This is a genomic window from Methylocaldum sp. MU1018, from assembly GCF_053646775.1.
Map to the genome: position 1 here is coordinate 1,049,166 of NZ_CM132195.1, position 25,250 is coordinate 1,074,415.

General features: G+C 62.6%; 23 protein-coding genes. 21 read left to right on the forward strand and 2 right to left on the reverse strand.

Annotation, left to right across the window (positions count from 1 at the left end):
- Positions 1 to 33: 33 nt before the first annotated feature.
- On the reverse strand, positions 34 to 1,488 hold the full coding sequence (locus tag ACWJKU_RS04900) for a beta-barrel assembly-enhancing protease (RefSeq protein ID WP_454146337.1): 1,455 nt from the start codon (positions 1,486 to 1,488) through the stop codon (positions 34 to 36).
- 89 nt (positions 1,489 to 1,577) lie between these two features.
- On the opposite strand from ACWJKU_RS04900, the gene tusD reads away from it, so the two are divergent.
- The 6 genes from tusD (at position 1,578) to ACWJKU_RS04930 (ending at position 6,256) form a co-directional block, all read left to right on the forward strand.
- Positions 1,578 to 1,931 carry a sulfurtransferase complex subunit TusD gene (gene tusD, locus ACWJKU_RS04905; RefSeq protein WP_454146339.1) on the forward strand — a complete coding sequence of 118 codons (354 nt, stop codon included), beginning with the start codon at positions 1,578 to 1,580 and terminating at the stop codon, positions 1,929 to 1,931.
- Between the two features lie 4 nt (positions 1,932 to 1,935).
- Entirely contained in the window at positions 1,936 to 2,295 is a 360-nt protein-coding gene (gene tusC / locus ACWJKU_RS04910; RefSeq protein WP_454146341.1) for a sulfurtransferase complex subunit TusC, read from the forward strand.
- The gene (gene tusB, locus ACWJKU_RS04915) at positions 2,295 to 2,591 is read left to right on the forward strand and encodes a sulfurtransferase complex subunit TusB (RefSeq protein ID WP_454146343.1); all 297 of its coding nucleotides are present in this window, start codon (positions 2,295 to 2,297) and stop codon (positions 2,589 to 2,591) included. Before tusC ends, tusB begins: the two co-directional genes overlap by 1 nt.
- Positions 2,592 to 2,594: 3 nt before the next feature.
- Entirely contained in the window at positions 2,595 to 2,924 is a 330-nt protein-coding gene (locus ACWJKU_RS04920) for a TusE/DsrC/DsvC family sulfur relay protein (protein ID WP_454146345.1), read from the forward strand.
- 125 nt (positions 2,925 to 3,049) lie between these two features.
- On the forward strand, positions 3,050 to 3,946 hold the full coding sequence (locus ACWJKU_RS04925) for a universal stress protein (protein WP_454146347.1): 897 nt from the start codon (positions 3,050 to 3,052) through the stop codon (positions 3,944 to 3,946).
- Between the two features lie 279 nt (positions 3,947 to 4,225).
- A complete protein-coding gene (locus ACWJKU_RS04930) occupies positions 4,226 to 6,256 on the forward strand; it encodes a cation:proton antiporter domain-containing protein (protein WP_454146349.1) in 2,031 nt (676 codons plus the stop codon).
- 49 nt (positions 6,257 to 6,305) lie between these two features.
- On the opposite strand, the gene ACWJKU_RS04935 is transcribed toward ACWJKU_RS04930, so the two are convergent.
- Entirely contained in the window at positions 6,306 to 6,956 is a 651-nt protein-coding gene (locus ACWJKU_RS04935; protein WP_454146351.1) for an RT0821/Lpp0805 family surface protein, read from the reverse strand.
- Between the two features lie 466 nt (positions 6,957 to 7,422).
- On the opposite strand from ACWJKU_RS04935, the gene ACWJKU_RS04940 reads away from it, so the two are divergent.
- From ACWJKU_RS04940 to ACWJKU_RS05010, 15 genes are all read left to right on the forward strand, one after another.
- On the forward strand, positions 7,423 to 9,096 hold the full coding sequence (locus tag ACWJKU_RS04940; RefSeq protein WP_454146353.1) for a formate--tetrahydrofolate ligase: 1,674 nt from the start codon (positions 7,423 to 7,425) through the stop codon (positions 9,094 to 9,096).
- A gap of 261 nt (positions 9,097 to 9,357) precedes the next feature.
- Positions 9,358 to 10,485: a non-hydrolyzing UDP-N-acetylglucosamine 2-epimerase gene (gene wecB / locus ACWJKU_RS04945; protein ID WP_454146355.1), complete on the forward strand. Its 1,128-nt coding sequence runs from the start codon at positions 9,358 to 9,360 to the stop codon at positions 10,483 to 10,485.
- An 80-nt stretch (positions 10,486 to 10,565) separates the two neighbouring features.
- Positions 10,566 to 11,684: a GDP-mannose 4,6-dehydratase gene (gmd, locus tag ACWJKU_RS04950; protein WP_454146357.1), complete on the forward strand. Its 1,119-nt coding sequence runs from the start codon at positions 10,566 to 10,568 to the stop codon at positions 11,682 to 11,684.
- Positions 11,677 to 12,630, forward strand: coding sequence for a GDP-L-fucose synthase family protein (locus ACWJKU_RS04955; protein ID WP_454146359.1), 954 nt, complete (start codon positions 11,677 to 11,679; stop codon positions 12,628 to 12,630). Before gmd ends, ACWJKU_RS04955 begins: the two co-directional genes overlap by 8 nt.
- A complete protein-coding gene (locus tag ACWJKU_RS04960) occupies positions 12,618 to 13,913 on the forward strand; it encodes a glycosyltransferase family 4 protein (RefSeq protein WP_454146361.1) in 1,296 nt (431 codons plus the stop codon). Before ACWJKU_RS04955 ends, ACWJKU_RS04960 begins: the two co-directional genes overlap by 13 nt.
- A complete protein-coding gene (locus tag ACWJKU_RS04965) occupies positions 13,804 to 14,853 on the forward strand; it encodes a glycosyltransferase (protein ID WP_454146363.1) in 1,050 nt (349 codons plus the stop codon). Before ACWJKU_RS04960 ends, ACWJKU_RS04965 begins: the two co-directional genes overlap by 110 nt.
- A gap of 76 nt (positions 14,854 to 14,929) precedes the next feature.
- A complete protein-coding gene (locus ACWJKU_RS04970; RefSeq protein WP_454146365.1) occupies positions 14,930 to 16,180 on the forward strand; it encodes a glycosyltransferase in 1,251 nt (416 codons plus the stop codon).
- 191 nt (positions 16,181 to 16,371) lie between these two features.
- The gene (locus ACWJKU_RS04975; RefSeq protein WP_454146367.1) at positions 16,372 to 17,292 is read left to right on the forward strand and encodes a glycosyltransferase family 2 protein; all 921 of its coding nucleotides are present in this window, start codon (positions 16,372 to 16,374) and stop codon (positions 17,290 to 17,292) included.
- Positions 17,293 to 17,422: 130 nt separating this feature from the next.
- A complete protein-coding gene (locus ACWJKU_RS04980; protein WP_454146369.1) occupies positions 17,423 to 18,346 on the forward strand; it encodes a glycosyltransferase family 2 protein in 924 nt (307 codons plus the stop codon).
- Positions 18,347 to 18,362: 16 nt separating this feature from the next.
- Positions 18,363 to 19,847, forward strand: coding sequence for an oligosaccharide flippase family protein (locus ACWJKU_RS04985; protein WP_454146371.1), 1,485 nt, complete (start codon positions 18,363 to 18,365; stop codon positions 19,845 to 19,847).
- Complete coding sequence (locus ACWJKU_RS04990; protein ID WP_454146373.1) at positions 19,844 to 21,163, forward strand: O-antigen ligase family protein; 1,320 nt, start codon at positions 19,844 to 19,846, stop codon at positions 21,161 to 21,163. Before ACWJKU_RS04985 ends, ACWJKU_RS04990 begins: the two co-directional genes overlap by 4 nt.
- A complete protein-coding gene (locus tag ACWJKU_RS04995) occupies positions 21,160 to 22,317 on the forward strand; it encodes a glycosyltransferase (RefSeq protein WP_454146375.1) in 1,158 nt (385 codons plus the stop codon). The genes ACWJKU_RS04990 and ACWJKU_RS04995 overlap by 4 nt, the downstream gene beginning before the upstream one ends.
- Positions 22,314 to 23,138: a hypothetical protein gene (locus ACWJKU_RS05000; RefSeq protein ID WP_454146377.1), complete on the forward strand. Its 825-nt coding sequence runs from the start codon at positions 22,314 to 22,316 to the stop codon at positions 23,136 to 23,138. Before ACWJKU_RS04995 ends, ACWJKU_RS05000 begins: the two co-directional genes overlap by 4 nt.
- Positions 23,139 to 23,389: 251 nt before the next feature.
- A complete protein-coding gene (locus ACWJKU_RS05005) occupies positions 23,390 to 23,962 on the forward strand; it encodes a WcaF family extracellular polysaccharide biosynthesis acetyltransferase (RefSeq protein WP_454146379.1) in 573 nt (190 codons plus the stop codon).
- Positions 23,904 to 25,220 (forward strand): glycosyltransferase family 4 protein, encoded by a 1,317-nt coding sequence (locus tag ACWJKU_RS05010; protein WP_454146380.1) that lies wholly within the window; start codon positions 23,904 to 23,906, stop codon positions 25,218 to 25,220. The genes ACWJKU_RS05005 and ACWJKU_RS05010 overlap by 59 nt, the downstream gene beginning before the upstream one ends.
- Positions 25,221 to 25,250 lie beyond the last annotated feature (30 nt).

Sequence of the window (25,250 nt, forward strand, 5' to 3'; positions counted from 1 at the left end):
CCGAATCCTCCGATAGCGGCGGTCTTTATAGCCTCATTGTTTGCGCCGCTCTTCCTCCTCCGCGCGCAACTGTTTCAAGCGTTCGTCGATGACGGAGTTGAGGTAAAAATTATCGCCGGCCATTTTCTTGGCCAGCCGAAGTTGCAGGATGGCGGCGCGGTTCTGTCCCGCGGCGTAATAGGCTTCGGCGACATAGCGATGCGATTCGGCGTCGTTGCCGAGCTGGCTATAGGCTTGCGCCATGAGCTCATGGACTTCCGGTGTGGGAAGGTGAATACGGGTGTAGTCGTGAAGCAGTTTGCGCGCCTGTTGCGCCTTGCCGGTGGTGAGCAGGGCGCGGGCATAGTTGAGCGTCAGTGCCCGGTTTTCCGGAAAGCGTTGCAGTGCCGATTCGTAAATCCGGATTGCGCGGGGATAGTCCTTGGTTTCCAGCTCGGCGCCGGCCAGCGCGTTGACGAAATGGGATTGATCGGGATAGAGCGCTATGAGCCGTTGCAGGATCGGTTTGGCCTCCCCGGCGCGCGCGTCGGCGATGAGAGCCAGAGCCAAGCCGTAGGCGGAGACGTCCTGTTGCAGCTTGGTGCCCTGGCCGCTGACCGCCTTGAAATAACCCAGCGCGTCGCGCGGATTGGCGGCGGTCTGCACCCGCAGCTTGGCGCGAACGAGCTGATAGGTCAAAGAATCGGGATATTGCCGATACGGAAACTGTTCCGCGCGTCCCCGCGTATCCGAAATACGGGATACCGTTACCGGGTGAGTCAGCAGGAACTCCGGCAATTCGCGGCCGGCAAAGCGGGTGGATTGCTGCATCCGTTCGAAGAACGTCGGCATCGCGCGCGGGTCGAAGTCGGACTTGGATAAAATCTGCATGCCGACGCGGTCGGCTTCCGCTTCGTTGTCGCGGGTAAAATTGATTTGGTACTGAAGATTGGCGGCTTGCGCGGCCATCAGGGCGGCTTGCCCCAGTTGCGGGGATTTCGCGCCCAGCAGAACGGCGGCGAGCATGGCGGCGGCGGTGGGCAACGCCAGGCGGCCGGCGGCCTGAAACGTCTGATAGAGGTGCCGCTGGGTAACGTGCGCGATTTCGTGGGCCAGCACCGAAGCGAGTTCGCTTTCGGCTTCGGAGGTCAGGATCAGCCCGGAGTGAACGCCGATGTACCCGCCGGGTCCGGCGAAAGCGTTGATCGAGGGTTCTCTGACCACGAAGAAATGAAAGCTCTGTGCCGGGTTGTCGCTCGATCCGGCCAGTTTCTGTCCGATGGATTGGATGTAATCGTTGACTTCCGGGTCCTGGCTGATCTCGAGTTGAGCGTGCAGTTTGCGGTAGAACGCTTCGCCGAGCTCCTTTTCCTGCTGCGGCGTCATCAGCGTGCCGGTCGGGTCGCCGATTTCGGGCAACTCGATGTTGCTCTGCGCGCGGGCAGGGTGCGGCACCAGCGAGGCCTGGCCGAAAATCAGCAGAGATGCGAGCAGTTTGTTGAATTTCATGATGTTTTCTGCGCCATATCCGGCGCGATGGCGGATAAGTCCATGAGATGCGGTTACTCGAACCGTTTTTCCGGAAGCGTGTTGCGGCAATGAAATATGCCATCCAGATCAATGCCGGGCCTTTTGGCTCTCAAGCGGCACATACGGCGTATCAGTTTATCAAAGCCGCGCTGGATAAAGGCTATGAAATCGTGAGCGTATTTTTTTATCACGACGGCGTTTATAACGGTTTGCAATCCGGTCTATCCGCCGAAGACCGGCGGTCGGTCCCGCCCTGGTCCGAACTCGCCGGCCGGCACGGGATCGAACTGGTGTTGTGCGTTTCGGCCGCGCAGCGGCGCGGTATGCCGACGTCCGGAACGGACGGCTTCCGCATCGGCGGTTTGGGGCAATGGATGGATGCCTGCTTGAAGGCCGACCGCGTTCTGGTGTTCGGCGACTGATCCGATGCAAAAGCGGTTTTTATTCGTGATGCGCCGCATCCCTCGTGCCGGCGCGAGGATAGGGGAGTCCCTGGACATGATCATGACCGCCGCCGCCTTCGATCAAGCCGTGCGGCTCCTGATGCTGGACGATGGCGTGTTCCTGCTCAAGCGCGGCCAAAGGCCCGATGCGGGCGGGCTGAAACCCGTTGCGCCGCTGTTCGAGGCTCTGGCGCTGTACGACGTGGAGGATGTTTGGGTTGAGCGAGAGTCGTTACGGGAGCGGCATTTGGCGGCCGAAGATCTCGTCGTCCCGGTGCGCGTCGTGGAGCGGGCGAATATCGCCGGGCTGACGGCGGATCACGATGTCGTGATCTCGTGCTGATGGCCACGCTGCATCTGGTCAACCGCTCGCCGGCGGAAAGCCGTGCCCTGGAATGCTGCCTCGCCCGGGTGGGCAAGGGCGACGCGGTATTGCTGATCGAAGACGCGGTTTATGCCGCGCGGAAAGGCGCGGCCACGGCGCCGTCCGGGCAGGGGGCGGCGTTTTATGTCCTGGGTCCGGACCTCGAAGCCCGCGGGGTGGAATTCTCCGAAATCGCCGAGCCTGTTCGCATCGTCGATTACGGCGGGTTCGTCGAGTTGACCGTCGAATACCGGCTCGTCCAGTCGTGGTTTTGAGACATGATCGAAGTGAACGGCGAAATTCCGGAAACGACCGAAAGCGGCTTCCTGACCGATGCGAACGCCTGGAACGAGCGCGTCGCCGCCGTTCTGGCGGCGAGCGTATCGATCGAGTTGACCGAAGCGCACTGGGAGATCGTGCGCTTCATCCGAAGCTACTATCTCAAGTTCCATCACCTTCCCAACACCCGCATGTTCGTCAAGGCGGTGCAGAAGGAACTCGGCGAAGAAAAAGGCAATTCCCGCTATCTGCATCGGCTGTTTCCGGAAAGTCCTCTCAAATATGCCTGCCTGATCGCCGGGCTGCCCAAGCCGCCGGGGTGCATTTAGAGCGTTTTCCGATCCGCTGCGGCGCCCGCGACTACCGAAAGTTCGGGATATGATCTATCTATTCGGCATTGCCGATCGTGCCGCGGCTCATTCGCCGCGAAGTTCCAAAGAGAGGAGAAGACGTCATGAGTCGAACGCAAACCCTTCTAGCCGCCACCGACTTGTCCACGCCCGCCCGCCATGCCGTAATGCGGGCCGCGATGCTCGCTTCCGAAACCGGCGCGCGTTTGGCCCTGATCCACGTCGTGAATGTGAGTTTGATGGAGGCCCTGCTTCGATTCCTCGGCCAATCCGGCGGGGAAATGGAAAAGCGGCTCGTGGACGATGCCGTGGACGAACTGGAGCGGCTTGCGGCGGAGATCGAAGCGCGCTACGGCGTGACGGCCGACGTGCGCGTGGTCACGGGTTCGGTGTTGCAGGAAATCCTCGGCCATGCCGATAGTCTCGATGCCGACCTGCTGGTCATGGGAGCCCGCGGAGCCGGTTTCGTGCGGGAAGTGCTTCTTGGATCCACGACCGAGCGCGTTCTGAGACGGACCGCTCGCCCGCTGCTGGTGGTCAAGCGAATGTCCGACGAAACCTACCGCCGGGTATTGGTGCCGGTGGACTTTTCCGCCCGTTCCGTAAACGCCCTCGAACTCGCCCGCAGGTTCGCGTCCGGCGCCGACCTGATGTTGCTCAACGCCTTCGAAGCGCCCTTCGAAGGCAAATTGAAGTATGCGGGGATAGACGATCTCGAAATGACCGAGTTGCTTGCGGCCGTCAAACAGGACGCCATGAACCGAATGAACGAACTGATCGTGCAAACCGGCCTTTCCGGCGAAGCGGCGCAGCGCATCGTGCTGCACGGCCAGCCGACAAACCGTATTCTGGAACAGGCGCAGGAGCAGGGCTGCGATCTCATCGTCATCGGCAAGCACGGCTATGGCATGGTGGAGGAGTCGCTTCTGGGCAGCGTGACCAAGCAGGTGCTTGCGCTGTCCGGTTGCGATCTGCTGGTGGCCGATCGCAAGGCGGGCTAAGCTTTTCGGGTCGCCGGCGCGGCGACGAGCCGCGTCGGCCAAGGCCGGCCCGAAATGCCGGGCGGGTATTGACGGACCTGATGAATAAGGACGGGCCGGTCGGGGAGCCATCGAGCGGATCGGTCCTAAGAACGCTTTGATCAAGTCTCGAATTCGGGGAATTCGCTCGGGTAACCGATTGATCGAAAAGGCTCCGGCCGGCGTCTTCCAAAGGAAGGCGAATTTCTTCGGATATTCCTTGACGCACTCTAATAACAAACCGGCGGGCGAACTGCCGGCATGACGATTTTTATACACCGTATGCACAATCTGGGTTTACTGCAAAACATCGCCGTTACGCTGAGCATAGCGTTTGTGGGAGGGCTGATCGTTCAGCGCATAGGCTTGCCGACCATCGTGGGCTATTTGCTGGCGGGCGTCGTCATCGGCCCTTTTACGCCCGGCTATTTGGCCGATGCCGGAACCATCAACCAACTGGCCGAACTGGGCATCATCTTCCTGATGTTCGGCGTCGGGCTGCATTTTTCCTTCTCGGACCTGTGGAAGGTGCGCGATGTCGCCATCATCGGCACCCTCGGGCAAATGCTGACCATGCTGGCCCTGGGTTTCGGGCTGAGCCAATACTGGGGCTGGGCGCCCAGGTCCGGGCTGGTGCTGGGGCTGGTGCTGTCGATCGCCAGCACCATCGTCATGCTGCGCGGCTTCATGGATCGCGGCTGGCTCAATACCCCGGACGGACAAGTCGCGGTCGGTTGGCGCGTCATGGAAGACATCGCCACCGTCCTGATGATCATGATCATGCCCAATCTGGCCGATACCGGAAAACCCATGGACTGGCGCGCTCTCGGCCTGGCTCTGCTGTCCGCGCTGGGCTTTCTCGTGTTCATGCTGTTCGCCGGCAAGCGATTCATTCCCTGGCTGCTGCTGCGGGTGGCCCATACCCGCTCGCGCGAGCTGTTCATTCTGGCCATCCTGGCGATCTCGCTGGGCATCGCCCTGGGCGCGTCGCAATTGTTCGGCGTTTCCCTGGCGCTGGGCGCTTTCGTCGCCGGTGCGGTGGTCAGCGAGTCGCCCCTCAGCCACCGCATCGGCTCCGACCTGCTGCCGTTCCGGGAAGCCTTTTCCGTGCTGTTTTTCGTCTCGGTCGGCATGATGCTGGACCCGGCCTTTTTGCTGGAGTACATCGAACCGGTCCTGATCCTCACCAGTCTGGTGGTGCTCGGGAAGTTCATCGTCTCCGGCCTCTGGGTCCTGCCGTTTCCGCGTCCGGCCAGCACCGCCCTGGTGGTGGCGGCCGGCTCCTGCCAAATCGGCGAGTTCTCATTCATTCTGGATCAGGCCGGATTGAATCTCGGACTTTTGGACAAAGGGCAACACTCGCTGATATTGGCGGCCGCCATGCTGTCCATCGTCCTGAATCCGTTCATGCTGCACGCGGTCGATCCGCTGCGGCGCGGCCTGCGGACGATCCGGCCGCTGTGGCGATGGCTGGACCGGCACGGCTCGACGCAGATCCCGGTGGAGGACTCCGTGACCGATCATGTGGTGGTGGTCGGCTACGGGCGAGTCGGTTCGCACATCGTCGACGTGATGGGCGGGCTGGGCATTCCCTATCTGGTCATCGATTTCCGCATCAGCCGCATCGAAAGGCTGGCGAAACAGGGCGTCCCCACCCTTTTGGGCGACACGGCCAATTCCGACATCCTGACCCACGCCGCCCTGCATCGCGCCCGTCTGCTCGTGGTCACCCTGCCCGAGGAGGCCGCCACCGAACTCACCGTCGCGGCGGCCCGGGACATCGCTCCGAACCTTCCCATCATCGCGCGGGCCGCCACCCGGGACGGGGTCAAGCGGCTATCGGATCTGGGCGCGCAACTGGTGATTCATCCGGAATTGGAAGGCGGCCTGCAGGTGCTCCGGCACACGCTGCTACAACTGGGCTTTCCCCTGCAAGAAGTCCGGCATTACGCGGACACCGTGCGCCGCGAGAACTACAATGCCCTGGTCAAGGCGCAGGGCGAGCACGCCTTGCTCCGGGAACTGCTCGACGCCTCCGAGTTGATCGATATCGCCTGGCGAAAAGTGTCCGCCAATAGTCCCCTGGCCGGCAAAATGCTGGGCGAGGCGGCCTTGCGCACCCGGACCGGCGCCACCCTGGTGGCCATCAAGCGCAAGAACGAACTGCTGGTGAACCCGTCCACCGAGACCGTATTTCTTCCCGGAGACCGCATCGGCCTGCTCGGAAATCCGGAGCAGTTGGAGGCCGTGGAGCGTTTATTGGCGGCGCAGACCGACGGCGACAACCCATAGCGCGCGGGAGAGCGCCCCCCGCAGCCGGCCCGGACCGCTCCAGGCGTTCTCAATCGCGGATCAGCCAGTTCCCGTCCGGCTGGCGGCAGGCGATGTTGTTGACCGAGTCGCGCTGCTTGCCGTAGGTCATGCGCGTGGAAAACTCGCGGCAACGCTTTCCGTTGTCGTTGAAGGTCCGCAACGGCGTGACCAGATAGTCCACCTGGTTTTGGGGATTCATCCAATGAACGCTGCGGCGGTCGCCGGCGAAATCGAGCGCCCGTCCGGTGCAGAACATGTCGCTTTCATCCATGCGGCGGGCGATCTGGTCGCCGATGATCGCGCCGATCACGGTTCCGGCGACGGCGCCTATGATCGTCGGCGTAGCGCCGCCTTCTCCGACCCTGGATCCGATGACGCCGCCGAGGGCGCCGCCCGCCACCCCGCCCAACACCTTGCCGACCGTGGTCCGGTCGCAGCGTCCCGACCTCACGCCGTAATCGCGATCCGCGTCGTAGTAATGGTCATGGATCTCGCGGCGTTCGTGATAGCGATCGTCGTAATGTTTGTGTTTGTTCCGATAGCCGTGGGCCGGAGCCCAGTCGGGCGGATCGCTGTACGCACCCTGCGGAAAGGCCAGAGCGAACGCCAGCAAAAAAGCGGCGATGAAAAAGGATGGACTGGACGGGTCGAATTCAGGTGACGTTTTCGTCGCCGACATGGATGCCTCTCGTTGATCAAAATAATTGTTATGCGCTTGAGCTTTGAAGCAATTCTCGAGCCAGGCCAGCGTCCTACGCATTTCCAATGCTCGCCGCTAAACCACTGTGAAATGAGGATGTGTCGCCGCCCCGAGACAAAACCTGCAGCGATAGTGTAGCCAAGAATTCGGCCTCCTTGCTGCGTTGCTTCCGGCAACTTGTTAATATCTGCCGGCTTCGAGGGTTCGGTTACGGCGTTTGACGGCTTGTGCTCGATGCCCTGTTTTATCCTGAATCCGGCCGTTGGAAACGACCTGAAACGCCCTAAACCCTCCTCCCGCCCTTCTCCCGGAGGGCGAAGGGCGGGGGGAGGAGGGCCTGCGGCGGCTGACGTGGCTTTGCGGCCATTTCGGCGATTCGACGGCGGTTTTTAGTTTTATGGCCGATTCCCTATTTACGACCGAGACAGAAATTTAAGGTGTATTCATGTCCGACATCGAAATCGCTCAAAAAGCCACAATGCGGCCGATCGTCGATCTGGCCCAAGACCGGCTGGGCATCGCTCCCGAACATCTCGACCCTTACGGCCATTACAAGGCCAAGCTGTCGCTGGACTATATCGATAGTCTCAAAGACCGCCCCGACGGCAAGCTGATCCTGGTCACGGCCATCAGTCCGACGCCGGCGGGGGAAGGAAAAACCACCACCACGGTGGGCCTCGGCGACGCGCTGAACCGGCTCGGCAAAAAAACCATGATCTGTCTCAGGGAGCCGGCGCTCGGACCGTGCTTCGGCGTCAAGGGCGGAGCGGCCGGCGGCGGTCACGCGCAGGTCGTGCCGATGGAGGACATCAACCTCCATTTCACGGGCGATTTCCACGCCATCGGCGTCGCCCACAACCTGCTGTCGGCGATGATCGACAACCATATTCACCACGACAACCGGCTGAATCTCGATCCGCGCCAGATCGGCTGGAAGCGCGTCATCGACATGAACGACCGCGCCCTGCGCGACATCGTCGTCGGCCTGGGCGGGACGGCCAACGGTTTCCCGCGCGAAGACGGCTTCGACATCATCGCCGCTTCCGAGGTGATGGCCATTCTGTGCCTGTCCGGCTCGCTCAAGGAGCTGAAAGAGCGGCTCGGGAATATCCTGGTAGGGTATACCCGCTTCGACAACAAGCCGGTTTTCGCCCGCGACCTCAACGCCCACGGCGCGATGGCCGCGCTGCTGAAGGAGGCGCTGCGGCCGAATCTGGTCCAGACTCTGGAAAACAACCCGGTATTCGTCCACGGCGGCCCCTTCGCCAACATCGCCCACGGCTGCAACTCGGCGATCGCCACCAAGACGGCCTTGAAGCTGGCCGATTACGTGGTGACCGAGGCGGGCTTCGGCGCCGACCTAGGCGCGGAGAAATTCATCGACATCAAATGCCGCAAGGCCGGCATACGGCCGGATGGCGTGGTGCTGGTGGCGACCGTGCGGGCGCTCAAATCGCACGGCGGCGTGCCGGTCAAGGAACTGCAAAAGGAGAACCTGGAAGCCCTGGACGCCGGATTCGTCAATCTGGCGCGGCATCTCGACAACGTGCAGCAGCAGTTCGGCCTACCCTGCATCGTCGCCATCAACCATTTCACCTCGGATACCGACGCCGAAATCGCGCTGCTCAAGCGCAAGGTCGAGGACATGGGCTCCAAGGTCATCGTCTGCCGGCACTGGGCCGAGGGCGGTAAGGGCGCGGAAGACCTGGCGCGGGAAGTCGTCCAAATGATTGATTCCGACTCATCGAATTTCAAATTCCTTTACGACGAGCATGCGCCGCTCTGGGACAAGATCAAAGCGATCGCCACCAGGCTGTACGGCGCCGCCGACATTGCCGCGGACATCAAGGCTCGCCAGCAGCTTCAGCGGCTGAGCGAGGAATACAGCCATTTCCCGGTGTGCATCGCCAAGACCCAGTACTCGTTCTCCAACGATCCGAATCTCAAGGGCGCGCCGTCCGGGCATGTGCTCTCCATCCGCGAGGTGCGGCCCGCCCACGGCGCCGAGTTCGTGGTGGCCGTCTGCGGCAGCATGATGACCATGCCGGGACTGCCCAAGGCGCCGGCGGCCGAGGTCATCGATATCGATGAAAAAGGCCGGATTACCGGGTTGTTTTAGATGTTGAGTCGCCGCGGCCGTAACGGCCGATCGAGCGCGAGGAGCGAACCCCTCCCGCTCGATTTCGGGATTCCGTCCCGGCGGAATGCCGGGGTGCGCGTTAAGCGGTCTTACGTATAAACTTCCCGGCCTCCCCGCTCGTAAACTTTCCGTGTCGCCCGGCGATTGCTCGGTTATCGAGGCAAGCGGCGCGAAATCGGTTTGATGCGAGCGACCGTTCGATGCCGTTGCCCACCTGAAAAACCGAAGAGAGACGATGCTTTGAATACGATCGCCCAGACTTGGAAAATGTTCATCGTCGCCGGCGCCCGGCCCAATTTCATGAAAATCGCCCCGATCATTCGGGAGCTTCGGCGCGGTTCGTATCCGTTCGAATACAGGCTCGTCCATACCGGGCAGCACTACGATAAAGAGATGAGCGACGTGTTCTTCGAAGAATTGGAGATCCCGGCGCCGGATCACCATCTGGACGTGGGCAGCGGCTCTCATGCCGAGCAGACCGCGAAAGTGATGGTCCGTTTCGAGGACATCTGCCTGAAGGACCGGCCCGACCTGGTGCTGGTCGTGGGCGATGTGAATTCGACGCTGGCCTGCTCGATCGTGGCCAAGAAGCTGGGCATCGCGGTGGCTCACGTCGAGGCGGGACTTCGGAGCGGAGACATGACGATGCCGGAGGAGGTCAACCGCATCGTGACCGATTCGATCTCCGACTATTTTTTCGTGACCGAGAAAAGCGGCGTAAGCCACTTGTTGCGAGAAGGCAAGTCCAGGGACAGCATCCACTTCGTCGGCCACGTGATGATCGACAACCTGTTCCATCAGGTGGAAAAGCTGAAACGGCTGCCGGAGACTTCGTTCGAGACCACGATCTTCAAGCAACGCTATCCGTCGTACGGCGTGGTCACGCTGCATCGGCCTTCGAACGTGGACGATCCGGAAGTCTTGTCCGGTATCCTCGAAGCCTTGACGGAAGTGAGCGCGCGCCTGCCCTTGCTGTTTCCGATCCATCCGCGGACGCAGGCGAATATCGAGCGATTCGGGCTCGCCGTTCCCGATTCCATCGTGACGACCAAGCCGTTGTCGTACATGGCGTTTCTGAACCTGTTCAAGGACGCCGCGATGGTGCTGACGGACAGCGGCGGCATTCAGGAGGAAACTACGGCGCTCGGCGTCCCCTGCATCACCCTGCGCGAGAACACGGAACGGCCGATCACGGTGGAAGAGGGCACGAACGTGATCGTCGGTTCCGATCCGGCCCGGATCGTGGCGGAAGCGCAAAAGGTGCTGAACGGAGCCGGTGCGGCTTACAGGAAGCCGGAGCTTTGGGACGGAAACGCCTCGGAAAGGATTTTGAAGGTATTGGCCGACGCCATGCTTCGCGAGGGGTGAGCCCATGACGGCATAGGGCGGTATCGGCGGGGCGTGCCGGCATGCCCCGGATCCCGTCGAAGGAACGAGAGGGACGCAGGATGCGCGAGAAATGGAGGCGCGGGCAAGCGCGCCGGAAAGTCGCTTTGATCACCGGCATCACCGGGCAGGACGGCGCCTATCTGGCGGAGTTCCTGCTGGCCAAGGGGTACGTCGTTCACGGCATCAAACGACGGGCTTCCCAGTTCAATACCGACCGTATCGATCATCTCTATCAAGACCCGCACAGCGCGGATCGCCGTTTCATTCTTCATTACGGCGATCTGACCGATGCGACCAACCTCATCCGCGTCATGCAGCAGGTCCGGCCGGACGAGGTCTACAACCTGGCCGCGCAAAGCCATGTTCAGGTGTCGTTCGAGACGCCCGAATACACGGCCGATACCGACGCGCTCGGCACCCTCCGCTTGCTGGAGGCGATCCGTATTCTCGGCTTGCAGGGAAAGACCCGGTTCTATCAGGCGTCGACCTCGGAACTGTTCGGCAAAGCCGCCGAAACGCCGCAAAAGGAAACCACCCCGTTTTACCCGCGTTCGCCCTACGCCGTGGCCAAGCTCTACGCCTACTGGATTGCGGTGAACTATCGCGAGGCGTACGGCATGTACGCCTGCAACGGCATCCTGTTCAACCACGAGTCGCCGCTTCGCGGCGAGACCTTCGTTTCCCGGAAGATCACCCGCGCGCTGACGCGAATCAAGCTCGGCTTGCAGGACAGGTTGTACCTCGGCAATCTCGACGCCGGGCGCGACTGGGGGCACGCCAGGGATTACGTGGAAATGCAGTGGCTGATGCTGCAACAGGACGAGCCCGACGATTACGTCATCGCCACCGGCGTTCAATACACGGTGCGGCAGTTCGTCGAGGCGGCGGCCAAGGAACTGGGCATGGCCATCCGCTGGCAGGGCGAAGGCATCGAGGAGCGGGGCATCGATCTGAGGACCGGGCGCGCCGTGGTGGAAGTCGATCCCCGTTATTTCCGTCCCGCCGAGGTCGACACCTTGCTCGGCGATCCCGCCAAGGCCCGGGATAAACTCGGGTGGGCCCCGAAGATTCCGTTCGAGCGGCTGGTCGCGGAGATGGTGCGCGAGGATCTCAGGGCGGCCGAGCGCGACGCGCTCTGCCGGCGGGAAGGCTACAGAGTATCCGATCGCCATGACTAAATCGGCCAAGATTTTCGTCGCGGGCCATCGCGGGCTGGTCGGGTCCGCCGTCGTCCGGTGCCTGGAACGCCACGGCTATCGCCGCATCGTCACCCGTTCCCGCGCGGAACTCGATCTTACCGAGAGGCCGGAGGTCGAAGCCTGGTTCGAGGCCGAGCGGCCGGATATCGTCATCGACGCCGCGGCGCGGGTCGGCGGCATTCATGCCAATGACACTTATCCGGCGGATTTCATACGCGACAATCTGCTGATCCAGACCCATCTGATCGACGGCGCCTGGCGCCACGGCGCGCGCAAGTTCGTTTTTCTGGGCTCTTCCTGCATCTACCCCAAATACGCGCCGCAGCCCATCAAGGAGGACTGCCTGCTCAAGGGCTCTCTGGAACCGACCAACGAGGCGTACGCGGTGGCCAAGATCGCCGGCATCGAGATGTGCCGGGCCTACCGCCGGCAATACGGATTCGACGCCATTTCGCTGATGCCGACCAATCTTTACGGACCGGGCGACAACTTCGATCCGGACGGCTCCCATGTGCTGCCGGCCCTGATCCGCAAGTTTCACCAAGCCAAGGCGCAAGGTTCGCCGTCGGTCACGGTTTGGGGCACCGGCACGCCGCGGCGGGAATTCCTGTACGTCGACGATCTGGCGGAAGCCGTCGTGTTCCTGCTGGAGCGCTACTCGGACGAGCGGATCATCAACGTGGGCGCGGGCCGGGACATCAGCATTCGGGAGCTGGCGGAACTGGTGAAAGACATCGTCGGTTTCGGGGGAGATCTGGCGTTCGACAGCCGCAAGCCGGACGGAACGCCCAGGAAGCTGCTCGACGTATCCCGGCTTGAGGCCTTGGGCTGGCAGGCGCGGATGCCGCTCCGCGAGGGCATCGTCAGGACCTACGGCTGGTTCCGCCGGCACGTCGCCGCTCCGGAAACGTCATGGAAAAGCTGAGGCTGGTCATCGTCGAACCCGTCATTCCGAAATACCGGGCGCCGCTGTTCGAGCGGCTGGCCGCCGTGCCGGAATTCGATCTCACCGTTCTGGCCGACCTGGAAACGAAGGATCAGCTCAACCAGTATGACGCGCGCGTCCAGCGGTTTCGCGCCGCGCACCTCGCCGAGAAAAAAATCGGCGCTTTCAGGTTCAGGCCGGGCTTGTTCGGATTTTTGCGCCGGCTACAGCCGGACGTGGTCGTCCTCAAGGGCAATCCCAGGGATTTAAGCCAGTTGTCGGCGATGTCGTATTGCCGGAAAGCCGGCATCCCGTTCGCAGTCTGGTCCATGTTTTACCGGATCGGCCGGCGGCGCCGGATAACGACGCTGCTGACCCGGTACATGGGGCGCAGCGCCGACCTGCTGTTGAGCTACGGGGAGCGAGGCTTCCGGGAGTTGCGGGAACTGGGCGTCGCCGCGGAAAAAATAACCGTGCTGCACAACTGCATCGACGAAGGGCCGATCAAGGCGGGACGGGACCGGATTCGGGATGCCGACCTTGCCGCCTTCAAAAGCGCCGAGAACCTGGACGGAAAACGTCTGTTGCTGCAAGTGGTGCGGATGACGGCCATCAAGCGCACGGACTTTCTGCTCAGGGCTTATGCCGTTCTGGCGGCGCGCCGTCCGGACACGCTTCTGGTTCTGATCGGCGGAGGCCCGCTGGAAGGCGAAATGCGCCGCCTGGCGGAGGATCTCGGCATTCGTGACCGGGTGCGGTTCGTCGGGCCGCTGTACGACGAGGCGGCGTTGTCCCTCTGGTACAAAAGCGCCGACGTTTTCGCGATGGCGACCTGCGTCGGCTTGAGCATCCATCATGCCATGGCTTACGGCGTCCCGGTCGTCACCGACGACGATCCTCTGACCCAGACGGCGGAATTCGAGATTTTGCAGAACGGCGTCAACGGCCTGACCTACCGGGCGGGAGACATCGACGATTTCGTGGCGAAAGTGTCCCGGATTCTGGACGACCCGGCGTTGCGCCGCGAACTGTCGCGGGCGGCGGTACGGAGAGTGGAGGACGATTACGCCATCGATCGCATGGCGGAACGTTTCGCGGCGGCGGTCAAAAGGCTCCATGCCGGGCGCGGACGCGATAGTGCGGCGAGGCAAGCGGCCATAGGGAAGGCAAATCATGAAGATCGGATTTCTGGTCCCATCGATGTTCGCGGTCGGCAACCCGGCGAACGGCGTGGCGGCCCAGGCGAGATTTCAAGCCGAGGCGCTGGAGGCTCTCGGCCATGAAGTGGCGAGGCTCAATCCCTGGGAATGGCAAGATCCCGCCGGGTTCGACGTGGTGCAGTTCTTCATCGGCGGATTCGGACTGTACACGGTGGAGAATCTGAGCCGCTCCGTGGCCGGGGGAATCTTGGCGTTCGCGCCCATCATCGATTCGAACGCGCCCAACTTGCTCTATCGGCTCGCCGCCGCGGCGGGAAATCTCCATCCCAAGATCTTCAGCATTCCGGGCGAACTGCGCCGGCAGGCCCTGAGCAGCGATGTCGTGATTTGCCGTTCGACCTTCGAGCGCGAGCGCGTGATCAAGGGCCTGGGCGTTTCCGCCGGCAAGGTCGAAGTGGTGTTGAACGGCGCCGAGCCGGAGCGTTCCGACCGGCGGCAGGCCGAGGCGGTGCGCCGCCGCCTGAACCTTCCGGAAGAATACGTCTTGCACGTCGGCGCCTACACCCAGGAGCGCAAGAACGCGGTTCGTCTGGCCGAGGCGGTCGGTCCGCTGGGCTATCCGCTGGTCATCGCCGGTTTCGCCCAGCCGGGGCGGACGCTCGAATCCTTGCTGGCGCTGGCCCGGAAGTTCGGCAACATTCGCGTGTTGGGCTTTCTGGATCGCGACAGCCTCCACGGGCTTTATGCCGGCTGCCGCGTGTTCTGCCTGCCCAGCCGGCACGAAGGCACCGGATTGGTCGCGCTGGAGGCGGCGGCCCACGGTGCGAACGTGGTCATCACCCGAAACGGCGGTCCTCCGGATTATTTCGGCCCGCACGCGGAATATGTCGATCCCGGCAGCGTCGAACAAATCCGCAACGCCGTGCGGACCGCCTGGGAAAAACCCAGGAACGCGCAATTCCGCGAATTTTTGTCCGCCAATCTGACTTGGGAACGGTCGGCGCAAGCGCTGGCCGAAGCGTACGCGAGATGCCTCGAAAGAAAGCGGAGCGGAAGGCCGTGAAAGCCCGTGCGCCGGCCTTTCCGCGGGACGATCGGCTCCGGGTTTTCGTAAGCCCGGCAGAAAACAGGAAGGCAGCGTGACACGAATATTGTTCGTCGATTTCGATCTTTTCGTTCCTCCCGTCACCGGGGCGCGCCAGCGCAGCGCCTTGCTGCACGAGGCGTTGACCTTCTGCGGCGAGGTGGACACCCTGATCGTGTTTACCCAGCCGCGGGATATTTCCGGCGACTTGGCCCGGGCGCCGGCGTCCTACCGCCTGATCGCGGCGCTGGAGCCGCCTCCGCCGGCCGGCCAAACCGGAATATGGCGGCATTTATCGCCCATGAATCCGCCATTCGTTCAGAAACTCGCCCACGGCCTGCGTACCCGGGCATCCCTGTTCCGCGCCGACGCCAGGCTGTCGGCGGTGTTGCACGCCATCACCGGGAAGCGCCGGTACGACTTGATCGTTGCCCGATATCTGAGAAACGCCGCGATTTCGGGAGTCCTGGATTTTGCATCGAGCATCGTGGACGTGGACGATTTCGATTCGGAATTGCGCGAGTCGAAAAGCCGGGCGCCCGGCCTGTCCCCCTGGAAACGCGCGGTTCTTGGGCACTATGCCGAGGCCTATAAAAAGGTCGAAACCCGATTGTTGGGTCAATGCGGCGGCGTTTTCGTGACCAAGGAAGCCGATCTGGACAGGGTTCGCGGGACCCGGTCGGCGCTGCTTGCCAATATTCCGTACGCGGAAGGCGAATGCCCGGGCGATCCCTTGCCGCCCGCGGCCGGCAAGACGATGGTTTTCGTCGGCGGCTTGCGCTGGGCCTGCAACATCGAAGCGGTCGATTTCTTCATCGACAAGGTATGGCCGGAGATACGGCGGGAAGTGCCCGAGGCCGTTTTCCGGATCGTGGGCGCGGGACTCCGGGATGTCGACCGGCGGCGCTGGAACCGGAACCAGGGCGTGGAGGTCCGCGGAGAGGTGGAAAACGTCGGGGACGTCTATCGGGATGCCGCGTTTTCGGTAGCCCCGATCTTGTCCGGCGGGGGAACCAACATCAAGATCCTGGAATCTCTTTCATATAACAGGACCTGTGTCGGAACGGCCTTCAGTCTGCGCGGGTTCGAAAACGCCCTCGAAAACGGAATCAGCGTCAGCCTGGCGAAGAACGAGCGCGACATGGCGGAGGCCTGTTGCCGGCTGCTCAAAAATCCGGCGCTGGCGGCGCGGATGGCGCAAAACGGCAGGGCCGTCGTACGCGCTCGTTTTTCCCGGGAAGCTTTCCGGTCGGCCGTCAGAAAACTGGTGGGCGAGGTTTTGGACGACATGGCGCCGTTCCGTTGAACCCGGCCGGATCGCCCTCGATCGCATGCCCTCGCCCCAACCCCGCTCCCGGAGGGCGAGGGGCCAAACGTCCTTCGCCCGGCCTTCAAAACGCCCTCTCCCTTTGAGAGAGAGCCGGGGAGAGGGCTTAGGGCTTTTTCAGGTCGTTTCCAACCGCCGGATTTAGATTGAAAGGAATCGTCGTCACGGCCATGAAACCGCTTTTTTCCGTAGTCATACCGGCATTCAACCGCGCCCGCGAGATTCCGGGCTGTCTCGACTCGGTATTGGCTCAGCGCCGGCAGGATTTCGAGATCATCGTGGTGGACGACGGTTCGATCGACGACACGGCGCGGGTGGTGAAGTCTTACGGTAACAGGGTACGGCTCATTCGGCAGGAAAACCGGGGACCCGGAGCGGCGAGAAATACCGGAATCCGAGCCGCGAACGGGGAGTATGTGGCATTTCTGGACAGCGACGATCTGTGGTTTCCGCATACGCTGGAAAACTATGCGGAGGTGATACGGAATTATGGCCGTCCCTCGTTCATCATCGGCAGCTTCATCCGTTTTACCGGCGACATGCCGGCCTTGACCGACAACCGCGAGCCGATCAAATCCGGGTATTACCGGGACGTGCTGTCTTTCATCGGAAAAAACGGAGCGACCTGTTTCTTTGCCGGGACTTTCGTGGCGAAAACCGAGGCGTTGAAGCGGGTTTCCGGGTTTACCGAAAAGAAAGTGTTTTGCGAAGACAACGATCTGGTTCTGCGGCTGGCGGTATCGCCGGGTTTCGCCACGCTCGATTCGCCTCCCGCATTGGCGGTCAACCGCCGCGCGGGGACTTTTGTCAGGGATCTGGAAGAAGGCTACAAAGGCATCATGGACATCGTCGACAGCGAACTCGGCGGAGCCTATCCGGGCGGCAAACAGGGAGAGGGAGCCCGCTGGGCGCTCATTCTTTTCCTGGCCAGAGCGTTAAGCCGAAAATACGCGGAGAAACGGTATTTGCGGTTTGCCTGGAATATTTACCGGCGGCTGGTTTTGCGCCAGATCCGGGCCGGGCGATGGAAATATGTTTTGGGATTGCCGGTCCTGTTGTTGATGGGATTGGGCAAGCGGTCGCCGGGTTAGCGTTTGATTGGGTGTAGCGTCCGCTGCACGTTCTCGTCCCTTCGGGCGCCCCGGCATCGCCGGCCGGCAACCGGGGGCGAAGCGAAAGAAATCGCAATCAGGGAAGGCGGCTGATGGAAGGGAAACGGCCATGAACACGCTTTTTTCGATCGTCATACCCGCTCATAACCGCGCCGCGACCATCCGGGCTTGTCTCGATTCGGTGCTGGCGCAGCGCTGCCGGGATTTCGAGATTGTCGTGGTGGACGACGGCTCCGAGGACGGTACGGCCGAGATCGCGGAAGGCTACGGCGCCGGGCTGCGTCTGATCCGGCAGCGGAACCGGGGAGCCGGGGCGGCGCGCAACGCGGGGATCCGGGTGGCAAGCGGGGAATATGTCGCCTTCTTAGATAGCGACGATCTCTGGTTTCCCCATACCCTCGAAAATTACGCGGCCTGCATCGAGCGCTTCGGCCGACCGTCGCTGCTGATCGGCCGACCTCTTCCGTTCGTCGACGAGATTCCCGTTTTGCCCGCGGGAGCGCCGCTGGAGGCGGCGGTCGGCCGCAGCCTGCAAGCCTTTCTGACGGAAAACGAACCGATGATGCACGGCGCCGGAACCCTGGTGGCGCGCAGGGAAGCCTTGCTGGCGGCGGGCGGTTTCACGGAGCGGCGGGTCAACTGCGAAGATACCGACATCGTTCTGCGATTGTCGGCCGCGGCCGGATTCGTTTTCATGCGCGCGCCGCCCGCCGTTTTCGTCCGCAAAACCCGCGATTCCCTGTCGGCCGATAGCGAAAGCAATTTCAGGGGTATCGCTTCCGTCATCGACCGGGAGGCGAGGGGGGAATATCCCGGCGGCTCCGAAGGGAGAATCGCGCGATGGCGGCTGATTGCGTACGTGGCTCGGGCTTTTAGCGTAAAGCTGGCTCGACAGGGCCGTCCGGATCTGGCTTTCGCCGTTTACCGCAAAGTTTTCGGACAGCAACTCGCAGGGAGGCGCATGAAATATCTGATCGGTTTTCCGGTACTGGCGGCTTATATGAAATGCAAATGGTCGATAACGGATCACTGAGCATTCATCGTTGGTCATGGAACAGGGATTGAGCGCCATAGCGCTGAAAGGATTCGCCTATCTCGGCAGCCAGGCCGCCGCGACCAAGCTGTCGTCCGCCCTGTTGCAATTCGTGCTGTCCTGGCTTCTTCGACCCGAGGATTTCGGAGCGGTCGGCCTGGCCTACAGCGTCAGCGCCTTGGTGTCTCTGCTGCGCCAGTTCGGCGTCCGCGAGTTTCTGGTGCGGCGCCGGCGGGGCGATCTGTGGCTGGAGCAGACCTTGTGGTTCTCCCTCGGTCTGGGGACGCTGGGCGGCGTGCTGCTGGCCGCAGCGGCGCCCGTCGCGGCGGCGTTGTACGAAGAACCCCGGATCGCCGGCCTGTTGCTGGTGATCGCGCCGGTTCAGCCGGTCTCCGCGCTCAACGCCGTGTTGCTGGCGGATTTGCAGCGGCGCATGAATTTCCGGGCCTTGTCGGGAATCGGTCTGTTTTCGTCGGTGGCCGGCGCCCTGCTGTCGATTGCGTTCGCGCTGACGGGATTCGAGGCCTATTCCTTCGTGCTGCCTTCGCTGATCGTCGAGACGCTGATCGCGATCTTTCTCGTCTTGGCGGTCCGGCCCCGGGTGCGCTGGCATCTCAAATGCCGCACCTGGCGGTTTTTTGCCGGGACGAGTCTCAAGGTCGTGGCGACCGGCTTGTGTTTTACCCTGGTCAGCCAGGGCGACTATATGCTGCTCGGCTATTTCCATGCCACCGAAGTGGTCGGCATTTATTTTTTCGCCTTCGGTTTTTCGACCCAGACTTCGAAGCTTCTGTGGGGGACCGTGGCGAACATCCTGTTTCCGACCTTCAGTTCGATCAGACAGGACAAGGCGCGTCTCGGACGGGCCTTTCGCCGGACGCTGGCCGCGGTTTCCATGATCGCCGTGCCGCTCGGCATGCTGCAAATCGTGCTGGCCGGTCCCCTGGTGAGGCTGTTCTTCGCGGACAAGTGGCTGGCCGCGATCCCCCTGATCCAGGTGCTGAGTTTTGCCATGGCGTGGCATGCCGTCGCCGAGCCGGCGGTGCCCTTGTTGCAGTCTCTCGGGCTGTTCGGAAAGTTGCTGCGGAACGCCGTCGTCTGGACGGCCGCCTTCCTGACGGCGGTCGGGTTCGCCGCGAAGTACGGCGATGCGCTTACGGTCGCCTCGGCCGTCGCCGCGTTCTATGTCTTGGCCTCGCCCCTTTATTTATGGAACGCCGGAATGGACATCGGACTGGGCGTGAAGGACGTCGCGACGTTTTACATTCCTTCGGCCTTGTCCGGCGGCGTCGCCGTCATGGCCGCGAGCCTGACCGGAGCGGCGGCCGGTCTTCCGGAATGGGCGGAAATCGTTTTGACGGGCGGCGTCTTTGCCGCGACTTATCTGGCCATGATTTATCTGTGCCTGCCCGGATCGTTTCGGGAAACCGTGGGCGGTTTGGTACGGCAGTCGTGGCCGGGTTTTAAACCCAAGCTGGGCATGGAGCGCCTGGAGAAATGATCTTCGCCGTTTACTTCGGAATTATCGCCGCGGTACTGATCGGAACGCTCAGGAATCCGGTCATCGCTTTGGTGTTGGCGGCCTGCATGTTCGCCCTGGAGCAGTGGACCCAGGCCTCGAGCGCCTTTTTCGCGAAACACGGCACGCTCACCAATATGGTGGCGGGAGCGCTGGTGGTGCTGGGGGTCGTCTGCGCCTTGCTGCGGGGATCGATCAGGCCGGATATCTATCCGAAAGTCGGATGGCTGACCTTGCTGCTCTTCCTGTACGCCTTTGGCTCGGCCCTGTGGGCGCCGTCGTTCGAAACCAGCGCCGAAGCTTGGCAAATCGCGTTCCCCTACATCGGCACCATCATTTTCCTGGCGCCGCTGTTGGTGTGGAAAACCAAGGATGTCGAAACCTTCTGCACGGGCATGATCGTGTTGGGCACGCCTCTTTGCATTCTGCTGCTGTTTACCGTGCGCTGGGGACTGCGGCAGGTGATCATCGCCTCCGACGCGTATGGGGACGTGATGGGGGGAAATCCGCTGGCGGTGGCCCAAATAGCGGGCTACGTGGCTTTTCTGGTACTGTTCCTGCGCTTCCGCAAGAGGGCGATGCTATGGCATTGCGCCAAGTGGGGCGTTTTGGCGATCGCGATCGTGCTCATCGTTCGCTCCGGCTCCCGCGGCCAATTGCTGGGCACCTTGGGCGTCATCGCCATCTGCTGGGGCATCGCCCGCCGGGTACGAAGCGTTCCCAGGGCCTTCGCCCTCCTGTTCGGTCTCGGCCTGATCCTGATACTGGTCAAATGGAGCATGGACTGGTACTGGGCGGAAGACATCCGGTTCAAGCAGCAGGCGATCGCCGCCGCCGCCCTGGGACGGCTGGAAATGGCCGGAGCCTTGTTGAGGCATTGGTTTTCCTCGCCCGAAACCGTGCTGTTCGGATTGGGCAATTCGGCCAGCTACGATCCGAAAATTCTCGGAGGCTATATCCATATCGTGCCGATGGAGATTTTGGGCGAGGAGGGTATCGTAGGATTCGTTCTGTACGTCCTGATTCTCTCCGGCACCATTCGCTCGGGTTTCAGATCTTACCGGATGGTGAGGGACGACGACCGGCTCAGGAGTCTGTTCGGCTGCCTGACGGCGTTGTGGCTGTTCTCGTTCTTTCTGACCTTCAAGCAGGGCAACTTGCTGGGATCGAACGAATTTTTCCTTTATTCGATACTCCTCGCCAAATTCGAGTCCATGCTCCGCTCCGAGAGCGGCGTTCGCGAACTGCCGCAATCGGGACGGCGCGCGGCGGATGGGCGGCAAACAGGGAAGTCATGAGGATTCTGCACGTCATTCACAGCCTCGACCTCGATTCGGGCGGTCCGCCGGTGGTGGCGACCCGCCTTGCGGCGGAGCAGGCCCGGTGCGGGCACCAGGTCGGTATCGTCGCCACCGAGCCGGCGCGGGGCCGAATCGAAACCCTGCGGGAACGGATACCGGGCTTCGATCGGGTCGGCCTGTTCGGTTGTCCGAATCTGCCCTTGAAGGAATTCGCCGGATGGGGGCCGGGCGCGGCCCTGCTGAAAAAACTGTTGGACCGGCAGGCCTTCGTTCACTTGCACGGCGTATGGGATCCCCTGATCAAATCCGCCGCGCAGGTCGTGCTCGGGCTGGGCGGAGCCTACGGCATCGCCCCGCACGGCATGCTGGACCCCTGGTGCCTTGGGCAGAAACGCCTCAAGAAAGCGATCGCCTTGCGTCTGGGGATCGGAGATGTCTTGAATCGTGCCGCCTTCGTCCACGTATTGACCGAGAACGAAGGCCGCCAGGTCGGGAAAATCGTCCGCGATGTCCGGCTTGCGACGATCCCGAACGGGGTCGATCCGGACGAGATGGATCATCGGGAGACGCCCGACATCCGAGAAATATTGCCGACGCTCCGGGGACATCGCTACATCCTTTTTCTCGGGCGTCTGCACCGTAAAAAAGGTTTGGACTTGCTGGTTTCCGCCTTCCGCCGCCTGGCGGAACGGCACGACGCCGTCGACCTGGTGATCGCCGGCCCCGATTTCGGAGAGCGAGCCGGGATCGAACGGATGATCGGCGAACTCCGGCTGAAGGAGCGGGTTCACCTGCCGGGCCCGCTGTACGGCTCCCGGAAACTGGCGGTCTTGAAAAACGCCGAGTGCTTCTGTCTTCCGAGCCGCAGCGAAGGTTTCAGCGTTGCGGTGATCGAGGCGCTGGCCTGCCGGGTTCCGGCGGTGATCAGCGAACAGTGCTATTTTCCGGAAGTCGCGAGCGCCGGGGCCGGCATCGTCGTGCCGCTGGACGGCGGCGCTCTGGCCGACGGACTGGCCGCCTTGCTGAGCGACGCCGAAAAGCGCCGTTCCGCGGGCAGCGCCGGCCGGCGACTGGTCGAGCGGTGCTACACCTGGCCGGCGGCGGCGGACAAAGCGGTGGACGCCTATCGGCGATTCGGAGGCTTTTCATGAGCGGTCGGAAGCGTTTGCGGACCCTGATCTCGGGAATTTGCGTGAGCGTCCTGTTCGCCATCGCATCCTGCGCGCCTGCGCACAAGGAGTTCAAGCTGTACGACTGGCTGCTGTTCAAGAACAGGCCCGATCTGAAGCCTTACGGCATAGACCCCATTTATCTCATCGGAGGCGATCTGTGGACCAAGGGCAAGGATCTTCGTTCGAAACAGGTCGCGGACCAGATTTGTTCGGTGGCCGCCGAGGCTCGAAAGAAAAACCTGGTCACGGTGCTCGACGTCGAGCTTTGGCCGACCACGGGAAGCGATGAGGTCATGAACGACACGCGGCAAAAGCTGATGACCGTGTTGAGAATGTTTCGCAAATGCGCGCCCTCGCTCAAAGTCGGATATTACGGCATTCCGCCGATCCGCGATTATTGGCGCGCCATCAAGGGCGAAAACGACCCGGCCTATCGGAAATGGCAGGCCGACAACGATCGCTACCAGGCACTGGCAAACGAGGTGGATATCCTGTTTCCGTCCCTTTATACGTTCTATGAGGACCGAAACGGCTGGCAGAAATACGCGGAGGCGAACATCAGGGAGGCCCGCCGCCTGGCCAGGGGCAAACCCGTTTATGCCTTTCTTTGGCCGCAGTTCCATGACTCCAATGCCAAGCTGAAGGGACGATTCGTTCCGGGGAACTATTGGCGCCTGGAACTGGAAACGGTGGAGCGGCTGGCCGACGGGGCCGTGCTCTGGGGGGGGTGGCAGACGCCCTGGGCCGAATCCGCGGGCTGGTGGCAGACGACCAAGAATTTTGCGAGGCATCGGCGCTAGGGCGTTTTCATCGCGGCTTTACGCGCCCGGCCTCATTCGCCGGACGAGAACCCGCCGGCGGGTCGGCCCTCCTCGCGAACGGGACGGTGACCGGAAGGATAACGCTGCGCCGCAGCGCCGTCCGGATTCGGCCCTTGCGGGCTTCCTCCCTGGCGTCCGTCCCTTCGGGACCCGCCTGCCGGCGGCCCGAGTTCGCTCCCTTCGAACTTGTTTCCCTGAAGGGGAAGGTTTCAAACCAACAAGGTGTTCCGATGAAAACGGATGCTTCGCCGCAGGCGCCGTCATTGGCCGATTATCGGCCGGGGCAGTATGTTTCTTCTGCCGGGTTCGGCAAGCGCGCCGCCTGGTATGTCTTGAACGCCGTTCTGTTCGATTCCTGGCTGTGTCCGTTTTCTTCGCCGAAAGCCTTCATGCTGAGATGTTTCGGCGCCGAAATCGGGACCGGATTGGTGGTCAAGCCGCGGGTCAACATCAAGTATCCCTGGAATCTCGCGGTCGGCGACCATGTCTGGATCGGCGAGGGCGTCTGGATCGACAATCTCGCGCCGGTCCGCATCGGATCGAACGTCTGCATTTCCCAGGGCGCCCTGCTGCTGACCGGCAATCATGACTATAAGGACAGAAGGTTCGGGCTGATGCTGGGGGAAATACATATTGATGACGGCGTATGGATCGGGGCACGCTGTCTCGTAGCTCCCGGGGCCAGGTGCCGGCGCAATTCCGTACTGACGGCCGGCAGCGTTTTGAGCAAGGAGGCGGAAGCTGATGGAATCTATGGCGGAAATCCCGCGAAGCGGATCAGGCGCCGGATCGTCCGGGAATGAAAAACGCCGGATCGTCTTCGTCAATCGGTTTTTTTATCCGGATCATTCGGCCACCAGCCAGATGTTGTCCGGGCTGGTTTTCGATCTGGCGAAGGATCGCTCGGTCTGGGTCGTCGCCGGCCGGCAGCTTTACGAGAATCCGAAAGCGGCCTTGCCGCTCCGGGAAACGGTCTCGGGCGTCACCGTGCGGAGAGTCCGCGCCTCGGCATTCGGACGCCATCGCCTGGCCGGGCGGGCGCTGGATTATTTCACCTTCCATCTCGGGGCGGCGGCCGCCCTGGTTCGCATCGCCCGTCCGGGCGATCTCATCGTCGCCAAGACCGATCCTCCCCTGATTTCGGTGGTGGCGGCCGCCGTCGCGGCGCTGCGCGGGTGTGCCGTCGTCAATTGGATTCAAGATTTGTTTCCGGAAGCCGCCCGGGCGCTCGAGATTCGGGGAATGAAGCGGAGCGCCCCGTTGCTGCGGCGGCTCAGGAACTGGTCGCTGCGGCGGGCCGCGGCGAACGTCGTGCTGGGCGAACGCATGCGGGAACGCTTGCAGGCCGAGGGTGTGGCGCCTTCGCGCATCCGTCCGATCGCCAACTGGGCCGACGGCGAGTCGCTGAGGCCGATCGCGCCGGAGAACAATCCGCTGCGCGCGGAATGGGGGCTCGGGGATGCGTTCGTGGTCGGATATTCGGGCAATCTGGGACGCGCGCACGAGTTCGGGACCGTTCTCGACGCGATCGGGCGCTTGCGCGATCGACCCGGGATACGCTTTCTTTTCATCGGCGGCGGGGCGCAGCGGGCCGAAATCGAGCGATTCGTGCGCGAGCGGAATCTGTCCAACGTGTCGTTCCGCCCGTATCAGCCGGCGGAGCGGTTGGCCTACAGTCTGAGCGCCGCGGATATCCACCTGGTTTCTCTTCGGCCGGAACTCGAGGGCCTGATCGTCCCCAGCAAGTTTTACGGCGTCTGCGCCGCGGGACGGGCCACGCTTTACGTGGGCGATCCGGAAGGCGACATCCCGCGCATCATCCGCGGCATCGGGTGCGGCCGCGCGATCGAGCCGGGCGACGGTGCGAGCCTCGCGACGGCCGTCGACGAGTGGTCGAAGGATCCGGACGGCGTCCGCGCGATGGGCCAGCGAGCCCGGGCCGCGTTCGAGCGGAGCTTCGACAAGCGCCACGCGATGCAGGCATGGCGCGCCCTGCTCGGCTCCCTGGCGCCGGACGAAGCCGAGAACCGCGCCGCTGCTTCAGCCGAAGAGCGGATTTGAATGCCGGCCCGATCGCCATGCGCAAGCGTC

Bases quoted from the DNA above. Each gene is read 5' to 3' on its own strand.
- ACWJKU_RS04900 (WP_454146337.1), bottom strand. From the start codon at position 1,488: ATGAAATTCAACAAACTGCTCGCATCTCTGCTGATTTTCGGCCAGGCC.
- tusD (WP_454146339.1), top strand. From the start codon at position 1,578: ATGAAATATGCCATCCAGATCAATGCCGGGCCTTTTGGCTCTCAAGCG.
- tusC (WP_454146341.1), top strand. From the start codon at position 1,936: ATGCAAAAGCGGTTTTTATTCGTGATGCGCCGCATCCCTCGTGCCGGC.
- tusB (WP_454146343.1), top strand. From the start codon at position 2,295: ATGGCCACGCTGCATCTGGTCAACCGCTCGCCGGCGGAAAGCCGTGCC.
- ACWJKU_RS04920 (WP_454146345.1), top strand. From the start codon at position 2,595: ATGATCGAAGTGAACGGCGAAATTCCGGAAACGACCGAAAGCGGCTTC.
- ACWJKU_RS04925 (WP_454146347.1), top strand. From the start codon at position 3,050: ATGAGTCGAACGCAAACCCTTCTAGCCGCCACCGACTTGTCCACGCCC.
- ACWJKU_RS04930 (WP_454146349.1), top strand. From the start codon at position 4,226: ATGACGATTTTTATACACCGTATGCACAATCTGGGTTTACTGCAAAAC.
- ACWJKU_RS04935 (WP_454146351.1), bottom strand. From the start codon at position 6,956: ATGTCGGCGACGAAAACGTCACCTGAATTCGACCCGTCCAGTCCATCC.
- ACWJKU_RS04940 (WP_454146353.1), top strand. From the start codon at position 7,423: ATGTCCGACATCGAAATCGCTCAAAAAGCCACAATGCGGCCGATCGTC.
- gmd (WP_454146357.1), top strand. From the start codon at position 10,566: ATGCGCGAGAAATGGAGGCGCGGGCAAGCGCGCCGGAAAGTCGCTTTG.
- ACWJKU_RS04955 (WP_454146359.1), top strand. From the start codon at position 11,677: ATGACTAAATCGGCCAAGATTTTCGTCGCGGGCCATCGCGGGCTGGTC.
- ACWJKU_RS04960 (WP_454146361.1), top strand. From the start codon at position 12,618: ATGGAAAAGCTGAGGCTGGTCATCGTCGAACCCGTCATTCCGAAATAC.
- ACWJKU_RS04965 (WP_454146363.1), top strand. From the start codon at position 13,804: ATGAAGATCGGATTTCTGGTCCCATCGATGTTCGCGGTCGGCAACCCG.
- ACWJKU_RS04975 (WP_454146367.1), top strand. From the start codon at position 16,372: ATGAAACCGCTTTTTTCCGTAGTCATACCGGCATTCAACCGCGCCCGC.
- ACWJKU_RS04980 (WP_454146369.1), top strand. From the start codon at position 17,423: ATGAACACGCTTTTTTCGATCGTCATACCCGCTCATAACCGCGCCGCG.
- ACWJKU_RS04985 (WP_454146371.1), top strand. From the start codon at position 18,363: ATGGAACAGGGATTGAGCGCCATAGCGCTGAAAGGATTCGCCTATCTC.
- ACWJKU_RS04990 (WP_454146373.1), top strand. From the start codon at position 19,844: ATGATCTTCGCCGTTTACTTCGGAATTATCGCCGCGGTACTGATCGGA.
- ACWJKU_RS04995 (WP_454146375.1), top strand. From the start codon at position 21,160: ATGAGGATTCTGCACGTCATTCACAGCCTCGACCTCGATTCGGGCGGT.
- ACWJKU_RS05000 (WP_454146377.1), top strand. From the start codon at position 22,314: ATGAGCGGTCGGAAGCGTTTGCGGACCCTGATCTCGGGAATTTGCGTG.
- ACWJKU_RS05005 (WP_454146379.1), top strand. From the start codon at position 23,390: ATGAAAACGGATGCTTCGCCGCAGGCGCCGTCATTGGCCGATTATCGG.
- ACWJKU_RS05010 (WP_454146380.1), top strand. From the start codon at position 23,904: ATGGAATCTATGGCGGAAATCCCGCGAAGCGGATCAGGCGCCGGATCG.